Origin of the sequence: Arthrobacter sp. FW306-04-A, from assembly GCF_044358315.1 — a bacterium.
Classification (GTDB): domain Bacteria; phylum Actinomycetota; class Actinomycetes; order Actinomycetales; family Micrococcaceae; genus Arthrobacter.
Window position 1 is genome coordinate 1,363,303 of record NZ_CP084559.1, and the last position, 11,191, is coordinate 1,374,493.

At 65.4% G+C, this 11,191-nt stretch carries 10 protein-coding genes; 9 read left to right on the forward strand and 1 reads right to left on the reverse strand.

The features are described from left to right. Positions 1 to 37 precede the first annotated feature (37 nt). Entirely contained in the window at positions 38 to 1,096 is a 1,059-nt protein-coding gene (locus LFT43_RS06200; RefSeq protein WP_395801654.1) for a LacI family DNA-binding transcriptional regulator, read from the forward strand. Positions 1,097 to 1,122: 26 nt separating this feature from the next. Beyond that, positions 1,123 to 2,310, forward strand: a complete 1,188-nt coding sequence (locus LFT43_RS06205) for a Gfo/Idh/MocA family protein (protein WP_395801655.1) — start codon at positions 1,123 to 1,125, stop codon at positions 2,308 to 2,310. 70 nt (positions 2,311 to 2,380) lie between these two features. Here the strand turns inward: LFT43_RS06205 and LFT43_RS06210 are convergent, their stop codons facing one another. Beyond that, a complete protein-coding gene (locus LFT43_RS06210) occupies positions 2,381 to 3,310 on the reverse strand; it encodes a LysR family transcriptional regulator (protein WP_395801656.1) in 930 nt (309 codons plus the stop codon). A gap of 114 nt (positions 3,311 to 3,424) precedes the next feature. Between LFT43_RS06210 and tdh the strand changes: the two genes are divergently transcribed. The 7 genes from tdh to LFT43_RS06245 all read left to right on the forward strand — a co-directional run bounded on the left by tdh (position 3,425) and on the right by LFT43_RS06245 (position 11,184). Next, on the forward strand, positions 3,425 to 4,471 hold the full coding sequence (gene tdh, locus LFT43_RS06215; RefSeq protein WP_395801657.1) for an L-threonine 3-dehydrogenase: 1,047 nt from the start codon (positions 3,425 to 3,427) through the stop codon (positions 4,469 to 4,471). A 53-nt stretch (positions 4,472 to 4,524) separates the two neighbouring features. Then, the gene (locus LFT43_RS06220) at positions 4,525 to 5,721 is read left to right on the forward strand and encodes a glycine C-acetyltransferase (protein ID WP_395801658.1); all 1,197 of its coding nucleotides are present in this window, start codon (positions 4,525 to 4,527) and stop codon (positions 5,719 to 5,721) included. A gap of 6 nt (positions 5,722 to 5,727) precedes the next feature. Further along, positions 5,728 to 7,128 (forward strand): 6-phospho-beta-glucosidase, encoded by a 1,401-nt coding sequence (locus LFT43_RS06225; RefSeq protein ID WP_395801659.1) that lies wholly within the window; start codon positions 5,728 to 5,730, stop codon positions 7,126 to 7,128. Between the two features lie 48 nt (positions 7,129 to 7,176). Then, the gene (locus LFT43_RS06230; RefSeq protein WP_395801660.1) at positions 7,177 to 7,647 is read left to right on the forward strand and encodes a pyridoxamine 5'-phosphate oxidase family protein; all 471 of its coding nucleotides are present in this window, start codon (positions 7,177 to 7,179) and stop codon (positions 7,645 to 7,647) included. 78 nt (positions 7,648 to 7,725) lie between these two features. Then, positions 7,726 to 8,823 (forward strand): NAD(P)/FAD-dependent oxidoreductase, encoded by a 1,098-nt coding sequence (locus tag LFT43_RS06235; RefSeq protein ID WP_395801661.1) that lies wholly within the window; start codon positions 7,726 to 7,728, stop codon positions 8,821 to 8,823. An 11-nt stretch (positions 8,824 to 8,834) separates the two neighbouring features. Next, entirely contained in the window at positions 8,835 to 10,058 is a 1,224-nt protein-coding gene (gene hutI / locus LFT43_RS06240) for an imidazolonepropionase (protein WP_395801662.1), read from the forward strand. A gap of 193 nt (positions 10,059 to 10,251) precedes the next feature. Then, a complete protein-coding gene (locus LFT43_RS06245) occupies positions 10,252 to 11,184 on the forward strand; it encodes an SIS domain-containing protein (protein WP_395801663.1) in 933 nt (310 codons plus the stop codon). The last annotated feature ends 7 nt before the right edge of the window (positions 11,185 to 11,191 follow it).

Consider the following 11,191-nt stretch of genomic DNA (forward strand, 5'->3'; position numbering starts at 1 on the left):
GCGGCATGCGTGCCGCCACCGCCGAAGAAGGGGAGACATGGTCAAGGCCACGGGCGCCGGAGTGCGTCCCACGATCCGCATGGTCGCGGCAGAAGCAGGGGTCTCCACGGCCACGGTGTCCTATGTGATGTCAGGACGCAGGGGCGACGGTGGACCCGGCGTGTCCGATTCCACCGTCGAGAAGGTGAAGTCCGCCGCTGAACGGCTCGGCTACCACCCCAACCAGGCGGCCCGGGCCATCCGCACCGGACGGACCAACACGGTCATCCTCTCCCTGACAATGCTCTCCGATCCGTGGTCCTTGTCCGTGATCGAAGCCGTGCAGCGGGCCGCCGCCCCCCTGGGCATCACCCCCATGATTCTCGGCGACGCAGATTGGGCCCGGGTCCTGCAAAGCCACGACGCCGACGCAGTGTTCGTGGACGCCGTGCGCGAACAGGACCGGGGCGTCCTCGAGGAACTCGCCGGACGCGGCACCACCCTGGTGGTTTTCGACGAGGCCCTCGAGCCTGCCGGTTTCGACGTCATTCGATCCGTTGCGGGTCCCGGCTGCAAGCTTGCCGTGGAGCATCTCCTGAACGGCCACCGCGAGGTGGCGTGCCTGGTGCCCGCGGGTGCCGGGCGGCCTTTGGGCGGCCCGCGGTACCGCGCCTACACCTCGGCGCTGGAAGAAGCGGGTATCCCCTTGAACGAGGACTTCGTGGGAACCTTCGACGGCACCACGCTGGGTGCCTATGCCGCCACCATGCGTCTGCTCAGCCTGAAGGACAGGCCCACCGCGGTCTACGCGGTGACAGACTTTGCCGCTGTCAGTGCCATCAACGCCGCACAGCGCCTTGGACTGACCGTCGGCCGGGACGTGGACATCATCGGTGTCGGCAACACCATTGAGGGCGAGCGGATGTCGCCCTCCCTCAGCACAGTGGGTCCGGTGGACTTCTTCGACCGGATTGCGCGCCTCCTCCTGAAACGAGCCGTCGACGGCGGTGCTTCCCGCGGCGGAGCAGCTTCCGGTCCGGCGGTCATGGACTTTCCTTGGCAACTGTTCGTGCGGGAATCGGCACCACATCGCACAGCCACAACACGACTTTTTTGAGAACCAGCAGAAGGATTCACCAGCAAATGGAAACGGTTGACATGAAGATTGGCTTGGTGGGCTTCGGCCTGCGCTCGGGCCTGTGGCGCCACGCGCACAAGCCGGGCCAAGGCTCGGAAGTCACCTTTGTGTGCGACACGAGCGAACGTGGCCGTGCGGATGCGGCCGAACGGATCCCTACCGCCCGCGTTACGGCCGATCTTGGGGAGCTCCTCAACAGCGGTATTGACGCCGTCCTGGTCCTGACTCCGGACAACCAGCACGCCGCCGTCGCGGTCCGCACCCTCAAGGCAGGAATCCCGACTTTCTGCGAGAAGCCCCTTGATATCACCATCGAGGCCGCGGACCGGATCCTCCGGACCGCCTACGAAACCGGCACCAGGCTCTACGTCGGCCACAACATGCGGCACATGCCCGTGGTGGTCCAAATGCGCGAGCTCATAGAGGAAGGCAGGATCGGCGAGGTCAAGGCCGTTTGGTGCCGGCACTTCGTCGGCCACGGCGGAGACTACTACTTCAAGGACTGGCATTCCGAGCGCAAGAACGTCACCTCGCTTTTGCTGCAGAAGGGGGCGCATGACATCGACGTCATCCACTGGCTCGCGAAGGGGTACACCAGGCGCGTATCCGCCGTCGGGGATTTGGCCGTCTACGGCTCGGTGTCCAGGCGCAGCGACAACAGCGGCAAGCGCATGGGTGACTGGTTTTCGATCGACAACTGGCCGCCCACCGAGCAGAAGGACCTCGCGGAGACCATCGATGTCGAGGATATTTCCATGATGAACATGGTCCTCGACAACGGTGTGCTGGCGTCCTACCAGCAGTGCCATTTCACGCCGGATTACTGGCGGAACTACACCGTGATCGGAACGAAGGGCCGGATCGAGAACTTCGGCGACGGCCCCGGCGAACTGATCAAGGTCTGGACCACGCGGACGACGGGTTTCGCGGAGCCGGATGACGTGATCGTGATCCGGGACGGCGAAGGCGGCCACGGCGGCGCCGATCCGCGCCTGATCGCCGAATTCCTCCGCTTTGCTGCCGAGGGCGGGCAGACCGAGACCAACCCGATTGCAGCCCGCCAGGCGGTCGCGGCCGGCGTCCTGGCCACAGAGTCGTTGCGCGGCGACGGTTCCGCCCGCGAAATTCCGTCCCTGCGGCAGGACCTCGTGGACTATTTCGAAGCCGGCCAGCCTGCCTTGGTGCCCAAGTAATCCCCACCGACCCTCGCCGGTGGGGCCCCACGGCCAGGGAACCCTGGCGGCGTGGGCCCACGCCGTTGGGCTACGTAGCCCCGGCGAGTTCGGTCATGACGGTCTGCAGCGCTTCGCAGACCGTCATGACCGATTTCCGCTTCAGGGTTTCCGGCCTTGCCAGGATGTCGATTTTTCGCACCGAATTGACCCCCGCCAGCGGACGCAGGACCACGCCCGCATCCAGCACGCGCCGGGCAGTGAACCGCGGGAGCAAACCAATCGCCCCACCGGCTGCCACGAGCGAGGCCACTGTGGAGTAGTCGTTGATGCGGTGGAGGACGTCCGCGGGGCGCCCGCTGACAGCGACGACGGCGGCCAGCACGTCTGCGGGGGAGTAGCCTGCGCGGCTGGTCACCCAAGTCTGTCCGACGACGTCGGCCGGCCTGAGTTCGCGGCGTGCCGCGAGCGGGTGCCCGGCAGGCAACACGACGTCGAGGGGTTCGTCCGCGAGCGGGATCACAGCCACCTTGTCGGTGGGCCACCCGGGACTGTGCTCCATCCGATGCGCGAGCACGAGGTCGTACCGCGCCGCGAGTCCGGGAAAGTCTTCCTGGGCGACGTCCTCGTCGGCGAGCTTCAAGCGGGGGACGCTTTCCGGACCCGCGCCGCCTGCAGTGGCCAGCAATGCCGCAAGCGGAGCGAACAGGGCCTGCCCCGCACTGTGGAAGGCGCTCACGGTCACGGTGGAACCCGGGGAGTCGTGGTAAGCGCCGATCGCCGCCCGTGCGTCCGCGAGCGCGTTCACGACGGCGGCTCCGGCGTCGGCGAGGACCCTCCCCGCATCCGTGAGCACCAAGGCGCGGCCTTCCTTGCGTGTCAGGGGCACGTCGACGGATTTCTGCAGGAGCGCGAGCTGCTGGGAGACGGCAGACGGTGTGACCATGAGGGTCTCTGCTACGGCCTTGACACTGCCGAGATCTCCTAGTTCCCTGAGCATCTGGAGCTGGTGTACTTCCATTTAGTAAATGCTAAATCGTTGATTGAGAAAAACCTAGTTGTGCTAAAGCGTTCGTGGGGCTTCAATGAAGTGAAACGGCACACAAACGGCCCATCCCCTGAGTTAGGAAGACCCATGAAGGCTCTCTACAAGTCCGGTGCGCACGCCGGTTTTGAACTCGTCGAACGTCCCGAGCCGGAGGCCGGTCCCAGCGACGTCAAGATCCGTGTCATGACCACCGGCATTTGCGGAACGGACCTGCACATCCAGTCCTGGGACGCCTGGGCACAGGGCATCATCGAGGCGCCGCTGATTGCGGGCCACGAGTTCTACGGCGAAGTGGTGGCCGTGGGCGAAGACGTCCGTGACGTCAAGGTCGGCGACCGCGTCTCCGGCGAAGGCCACGTGGTCTGCGGAATCTGCCGCAATTGCCGTGCCGGTCGCCGGCAGATGTGCATCCACACGGTGTCCGTGGGGGTGCAGCGCGATGGCGCCTTCGCCGAATACGTCGTCATACCGGAGACCAATGTCTGGGTCCACCACGATCCCTCGGTCACGCCGGAGCTCGGCGCCATCTTCGACCCGTTCGGCAACGCTGTCCACACCGCCCTGAGTTTCCCGCTGGTCGGCGAGGACGTGCTCATCACCGGTGCGGGGCCCATCGGACTCATGGCAATCGCCGTCGCGCGCCACGCCGGTGCCCGCAAGATCGCCATTACGGATGTGTCCGCCCCGCGGCTTGAGCTGGCCCGGAAGATGGGCGTGGACCTGGCCGTCGATGTCTCCAAAATGCGCGTCAAGGATGCCCAACGCGAGCTCGGCATGCGCGAAGGATTCGACATTGGCCTGGAAATGTCCGGGCATCCCACGGCCCTGCCTGAGATGATCAACAACATGAACCACGGCGGACGCATCGCCATGCTTGGCTTGCCCAGCCAGTCCATCGACATCGACTGGGGCAAAGTGGTCACCCACATGCTGACCCTCAAGGGCATCTACGGCCGCGAGATGTACGAAACCTGGTACGCCATGAGCGCCATGCTGTCCTCGAATCCCGTACTGCACCGCAACATTTCCGCTGTGGTCACGGACAAGCTGTCCGCTGCCGACTGGGAAAAGGGCTTCGAGATCGCCCGCGCCGGCTCGGGCGGCAAGGTAGTCCTCGACTGGACCGAAATCTAGTGGCCGTAAAGTCCGCCAAACCAGCACTCTACTCCCAGTACCAGGAGCCACCAATGTACTCAAGCATCAAAGACCAGCTGCAGGGCGAACTGGAAGAGATCCGCACCGCAGGACTCTTCAAGACTGAACGCCACATTGACTCGCCGCAGGCCAGCCACATCTCGGCCGGCCAGCTCGGCCAGCCCGCCAATACTGTCTTGAACTTCTGCGCCAACAACTACCTTGGTCTGGCGGACCACGCGGATATCATTGCCGCCGCCAAGGCCGCCATGGACCAGCGCGGCTTCGGCATGGCATCCGTCCGTTTCATTTGCGGCACCCAGGACCTGCACCTTGAGCTCGAAGCCCGGGTCTCCGAGTTCCTGGGAACCGAGGACACCATCTTGTTCTCCAGCTGCTTCGACGCCAACGGGGGAGTGTTCGAGTCCTTGTTCGGGCCTGAGGACGCCATCATCTCGGATTCCCTGAACCACGCCTCCATCATCGACGGCATCCGCCTCAGCAAGGCCAAGCGCTTCCGCTACGCCAACCAGGACATGGCCGATCTCGAAGCCAAACTGCTTGAAGCCGCGGGTTCCCGCCGCAAGATCATCGTGACGGACGGCGTCTTCTCCATGGACGGCTACCTCGCTCCGCTTGCGGCCATCTGCGATCTCGCGGATAAGCATGATGCCCTGGTCATGGTGGACGACTCCCACGCCGTCGGTTTCATGGGTGCCACCGGCGCCGGAACCCCGGAACACGCAGGCGTCTCCGACCGGGTCGATATCTACACCGGCACGTTCGGCAAGGCCCTCGGTGGCGCTTCGGGCGGTTACGTCTCCGGCCGGGCCGAAATCGTCGCCATGCTGCGTCAGAAGGCCCGCCCGTACCTGTTCTCCAACTCGTTGGCTCCGGCCATCGTTGCAGCCACCATCAAGGCGATCGAATTGGTCCAGGGTTCCGGCGAGCTCCGGTCCAGGCTCTTTGAGAACGCAGCGCTGTTCCGCCGCCGCATGAGCGAGGAAGGCTTCGAACTGCTCGACGGCGAACACGCCATCATCCCGGTGATGTTCGGCGACGCCGTCGTGGCCGCGAAGGTGGCCGACGAGATGCTCCACCACGGAGTCTTCGTCACCGCGTTCAGCTACCCGGTGGTACCCAAGGGAGCCGCCCGGATCCGTGTGCAGCTCTCGGCAGCGCACAGCTCAGAGGACGTCGAGGCGTGTGTCCAGGCTTTCGTGAAGAGCCGCGCCGCAGCGGGGCTCTGAGTTCCGATGATCCTCACCATCCTGGGCGGCGGGGGATTCCGGGTTCCCCTGGTCTATTCGGCATTGCTGGCCGACCATGAAGCGGGCCGGGTCACGGAACTCAGGCTGTTCGACGCCGACCCCGCGCGCCTGGGAGTGGTGGCCAGGGTCCTCGCCGACATGGCCGAGGGGGTGCCTGATGCGCCGGCAGTCCGCAGGTTCACGGAGTTGTCGGAGGCGCTGCCGGGCACGGACTTCATTTTCTCCGCCATCCGGGTGGGTGGGTTGGAGGGACGCGCCGCCGATGAACGGATTGCCCTCGAGCATGGAGTCATCGGGCAGGAGACCGTGGGCGCGGGGGGAATTTCCTACGCCCTGCGGACCATTCCCGTGGTCCTGGACATCGCCGCGGCGGTGAAGAAGCACGCTCCGGGGGCCTGGTTCATCAACTTCACCAATCCGGCGGGCGTCATCACCGAGGTCATGACCAGAGTCCTTGGCCGCAAAGTGGTGGGGATCTGCGATTCGCCGGTGGGGCTGGCAAGACGCGCACTTGGCGCGGCAGGCATCCACCGCGGCGCGTCAGCCTTCCGCGATGGATCCGTGGAGATCGACTACATCGGGCTGAACCACCTGGGCTGGCTGCGGGGGCTGGTGGTTGACGGTGAGGACGTCCTGCCGCGCCTCCTGGCCGACCCGGACGCCATCGAGTCCTTTGAAGAGGGCCGGTTGTTCGGCGCTTCGTGGATCCAGGCACTTGGCGCGGTTCCCAATGAGTATCTTCACTACTACTACTTCACGCGGGAAGCGCTCGACGCCGATCGGCGCGCCGCGAGCAGCCGCGGCGCCTATTTGGCGCGGCAGCAATCGTCCTTCTACGACGGGCTCGGGGACGCGAACGACGGCGGTGCGGGGCCAGCTTTGCGGGAAACTTCCTCGAAGGCTGCCCTGCGGCTCTGGGAAAAGACCAAGCTGGATCGCGAAGAGACGTACATGCAGAGCAACAGGGACGCGGCCGGTACTTTCGAACGCGACGCCGCGGACCTGGTGTCGGGCGGCTACGAGACCGTTGCTCTGGGCATCATGCGGGCCATCAGCCAGGGGGAAACTGCCCGCCTGATCCTGAACGTCCCCAATAGCGGCACCTTGGCTGAGCTCGACGCCGACGCCGTCATCGAGGCACCCTGCTTGGTGGATGGCCGTGGAGTCCGCCTGCTCCCGGCGAAGGCCTTGCCGGACTACGCCCGGGGACTCGTCATCAACGCCAAGGCCGTCGAACGCGCCACAATCGACGCTGCGCTCACTGGTTCCCGGCGCTCCGCCTACAAGGCGCTGGCCATGAACCCTCTGGTGGATTCGGTCGGGGTGGCGCAAGAGCTATTGGATAGCTACCTCAGCCACTTCAGTCAGCTCCAATACCTGCGCTGAATCCCTAAGCCCTGTCCCGACAGGGGTCAGAGGCCTAGGATCGGCAGCATGGACAAAGATGCAGCACAACCTCGCACCGAGGTGTTGGATTCCCAGCAATGCTGGAATCTCTTGAGGGGCGTGTCCGTCGGCAGGCTGGCGGTGTGGCTCGGAGACCACCCCGACATTTTCCCCATTAATTACGCCGTGGACCAGGGGACGGTTGTCTTCAGAACCGGGGCGGGCACAAAGCTCGCGGCAGCCATGGGCGAATTCCCGGTGGCCATGGAGGTGGACGGCGTCGATTCGAGCACCGGAGTCGCATGGAGCGTCGTGCTCCATGGCAAAGCAGCGCCCGTCAAACAGATCGACGACGTTATCAACTCGTTCTCGCTGCCTCTGTTTCCGTGGGAAGCCGGCCGGAAGGACCACTTTGTCCGGATTCCGGCGGACTCGATCTCGGGACGGCGCTTCACAGTCACGGAGCCGCTGACCTGGTGGACACCGTACAGCGGGATTAAGCCGTCCGCGGTGGAATAGTGCCGCCGGACGCCCGCAGCCGATCCCCTCGCGACTGGCTCTCTCGCTTCCGAGCTTCCGCGCTGACAGGATGGAGGGATGGCTGCAAACTATGACGTGGTAATTGTCGGCGGCGGCATCGCCGGATTGTCCCTGGCCTCGGCGCTGGCCGGCCACTGTTCGGTAGCCCTCGTGGAGGCCGAACAAACGCTGGCCTACCACACGTCGTCCCGCTCGGCACGGCAGTTGATCCCGAGCTATGGACCGGCCGTGGTTCAGGAACTCACCGTTCGAACACTGGAACTGTTGGCAGCACGTGACGCCGTGTTGCCGGTACCGGTGCTGGCACCGCGCTCGTTCATGTTGGTGGGCGATGAAGCAACGGTCAAGGCAGAAGCCAGTGGCCATATGCATGCCATCACCCACGCGGAAGCCCTTGAACTGTGCCCGGCCCTCAACCCCGGGTCCTTCACGGCCGCGGGCCTGGATACCGGGTCATTCGCTTGCAATGCACCCGTGTTGCTGGAGGACCATCGGCAGCGTGCCGAAGCCGGGGGAGTGGACATCATTACCGGCGCCCGGGTCCATTCGGCCCAACGCCTCGGCTCGGGCTGGCTACTGGGCGCCGGGCTGGAAGGCTTCCAGTCCGCCGTCGTCGTCAACGCCGCCGGTGCCTGGGCGGACGAACTCGCGGTGCTCAGCGGGGTGGAGAAGCTGGGCTTGCAGCCCTTCCGGCGCACAGCGGCGATTGTCGACGTCGGACGCCCCCTTCCACTGGGAAGCCCCATGGTGGCGGCAGCCGATGATTCCTACTATTTCCGGCGCGAGGGGGCGCAAGTGCTCATTTCGCCGTCGGAGGCGGTGCCGAGCGGCCCCGAGGACGCACAGCCGCGGCCCGGCGACGTGGAAGAGTTGGTGACCCGGCTGAACTCGCTCACGTCGCTGGGCATCCATTCCGTGGCCAAGGCCTGGACCGGGTTGCGAACGGAAGCTGGCGACGGCGTCCCGGCCGTGGGTTTCGACGCCGAGGCTCCCGGCTTCTTCTGGCTCGCGGGTCAAGGCGGCTATGGTTTCCAGACCTCCTCCGCCATTGCCGAGCTGGCTGCCGCCGAGATCCTGGGCTCCATATCCGGCATCAGTCCGGTATCCCGGACACCGGAGGAGCTTGCGGCCACCCGTTGGTCCATCCGCCGTTGAACAATAGGTTCATGAGCGGGCAGACGAGCACACTGATCAGCAACATCGGCGAATTGATGACCCAGGACGCTGAGCATCGCGTCCTCAAAGACGCCGCCGTGGTGATCGAGGGTGAGCGGATTTCCTGGATCGGCCCCGCATCCGAGGCTCCCGCCGCCGACGAACGCGTGGACGCTGAAGGCCGCGCCGTGCTTCCGGGTTGGGTGGATTCGCATTCGCACCTGATTTTCGCTGGAGACCGCACCGCCGAATTCGAGGCCAGAATGGCGGGCCAGAGCTACAGCGCCGGCGGGATCGCCGTCACCACCGGCGCCACTCGCGCCGCAAGCGACGAGGAACTGACCCGCCTCGCCGCCGGACGCGTGACCGAAGCCGTCTCCCAAGGCACCACCTACCTGGAGAGCAAGACCGGCTACGGGCTGGACCTCGAGAACGAGGCCCGCAGCGCCCGCATCGCCGCCGCCACTGTGGACGAAGTCACCTACTTGGGCGCCCACCTGGTCCCGGCCGGAACCGATGCTGAGGAGTACACGGACCTCGTCTGCGGCCCGATGCTCGACGCCGTCCGCCCCTACGTGGATTGGGCCGATGTTTTCTGCGAGCGAGGCGCCTTCACCGAGGAACAGTCGCGCCGCGTGCTGTCCGCCTGCCGCGACGCTGGCCTGGGACTGCGCGTCCACGGCAACCAGTTAGGTGTTGGACCCGGTGTCCAGTTGGCTGTGGAGTTCGGCGCGGCCAGCGTCGACCACGTCAACTACCTTTCGGAGGCCGATATCCAGGCGCTCGCGGGGACGTGGAGCGGCTGGGACGCTGCGACCGGAACAGGCACCCGCGGAACCGTGGCTACCTGCCTGCCTGCCTGCGATCTCTCCACCCGCCAGCCGCTCGCCCCGGGCCGCGCGTTGATCGACGCCGGCGTGCAGATTGCCTTGGCCGCGAACTGCAACCCCGGCACCTCCTACACGAGCTCGATGGCCTTCTGCGTCACCACGGCGGTGTTGCAGATGCACTTGAGCGTGCACGAGGCCGTCCGGGCCGCAACCTACGGCGGTGCGCTGGCGCTCGCCAGGGAGTCGGGCAACGACGTCGACGGCGAACGGGCGGTGGGTTCGATCGCCGTCGGGCACCGTGCAGACCTTCACATGCTCAAGGCGCCGTCGGCCACCCACCTGGCCTACCGCCCCGGTATCCCGCTGACTTTCGCTGTGTGGCGGGCCGGAGTCCACGCGCAGTAAACCCATCTCCGCAACACCAGGCAGGGCCTCTCCACATGGAGGGGCCCTGCTTTTTCTTTTGACTCGCCCACATCGCCCCTCAATCCTTGTGCGATTGAATATGATCGTTTAGTGTTTGTATAGATCAGAAAACGTCAAATCGTTGAGTGTTGAAGAGTGCGTCGAAGAAGCGCGGACAGGAATGGTAAGTGCGATGAGTAACAACACCCTCGGGGCCTTCATGGAAGAAGAGCTTGTTTCGCAGCCCGGGGTCTGGCAGCGGGCCATCGAGCAATCGAAGGCGGAGCATTTGCTGCCTGCCGATGGTGAGCGGATCGCCGTCGTCGGTTGCGGTACCTCATGGTTCATGGCGCAAAGCTATGCCGCTGCCCGCGAAGCCGCGGGCAAGGGCGTCACGGACGCATTCGCAGCGTCGGAAGCTTTCCTTAATCACAACAGCGCCGGTCGCCAGTACGACGCCGTCATCGCCATCACCCGCTCCGGCACCACCACGGAGGTACTGGAGCTGCTGGAAGCCTTGCGCGGAAAAGCCGTAAGCGGAAAACCCAGGACGCTTGCGGTGATCGGCGACGTGAATTCACCCATCACCGCCTTGGTCGACGCCGTGATCGGACTTCCCTACGCCGACGAGAAGTCGGTGGTCCAGACCCGCTTCGCCACCACCGCGCTGGTGTACCTTCTCACGAGCCTGGGCATCGAACTCGGCACCGCCATCGAACACGCCCGCACGGCAGTGACGGACCCCGTTTCCCAGGAGTTGCTCGACGCCGAACAGTTCACCTTCCTCGGCACCGGCTGGACGGTTGGCCTGGCCCATGAAGCCGGACTCAAGATGCGCGAGGCAGTGCAGGGCTGGACCGAGTCATATCCGGCGATGGAATACCGGCACGGTCCCATTTCCATTGCGGCCCCTGGCCGGGTCACGTGGCTCTTCGGCGCGCAGCCTGAGGGATTGGATGCCGATATGGCCCGGACTGGCGCCCTGTACGTCAACACCGGCAAGCACCCGCTCGCGGAGCTGGCCCGGGTCCATAAGGTCACTTTGGAGCGGGCGCGCGTGCGCGGCCTCAACCCGGATCTGCCGCGCAACCTCACGCGCTCGGTCGTCCTGAACACCACGGCCTAGGTCTTTC

Bases quoted from the DNA above. Each gene is read 5' to 3' on its own strand.
- LFT43_RS06220 (WP_395801658.1), top strand. From the start codon at position 4,525: ATGTACTCAAGCATCAAAGACCAGCTGCAGGGCGAACTGGAAGAGATC.
- LFT43_RS06200 (WP_395801654.1), top strand. From the start codon at position 38: ATGGTCAAGGCCACGGGCGCCGGAGTGCGTCCCACGATCCGCATGGTC.
- tdh (WP_395801657.1), top strand. From the start codon at position 3,425: ATGAAGGCTCTCTACAAGTCCGGTGCGCACGCCGGTTTTGAACTCGTC.
- LFT43_RS06205 (WP_395801655.1), top strand. From the start codon at position 1,123: ATGGAAACGGTTGACATGAAGATTGGCTTGGTGGGCTTCGGCCTGCGC.
- hutI (WP_395801662.1), top strand. From the start codon at position 8,835: ATGAGCGGGCAGACGAGCACACTGATCAGCAACATCGGCGAATTGATG.
- LFT43_RS06230 (WP_395801660.1), top strand. From the start codon at position 7,177: ATGGACAAAGATGCAGCACAACCTCGCACCGAGGTGTTGGATTCCCAG.
- LFT43_RS06225 (WP_395801659.1), top strand. From the start codon at position 5,728: ATGATCCTCACCATCCTGGGCGGCGGGGGATTCCGGGTTCCCCTGGTC.
- LFT43_RS06235 (WP_395801661.1), top strand. From the start codon at position 7,726: ATGGCTGCAAACTATGACGTGGTAATTGTCGGCGGCGGCATCGCCGGA.
- LFT43_RS06245 (WP_395801663.1), top strand. From the start codon at position 10,252: ATGAGTAACAACACCCTCGGGGCCTTCATGGAAGAAGAGCTTGTTTCG.
- LFT43_RS06210 (WP_395801656.1), bottom strand. From the start codon at position 3,310: ATGGAAGTACACCAGCTCCAGATGCTCAGGGAACTAGGAGATCTCGGC.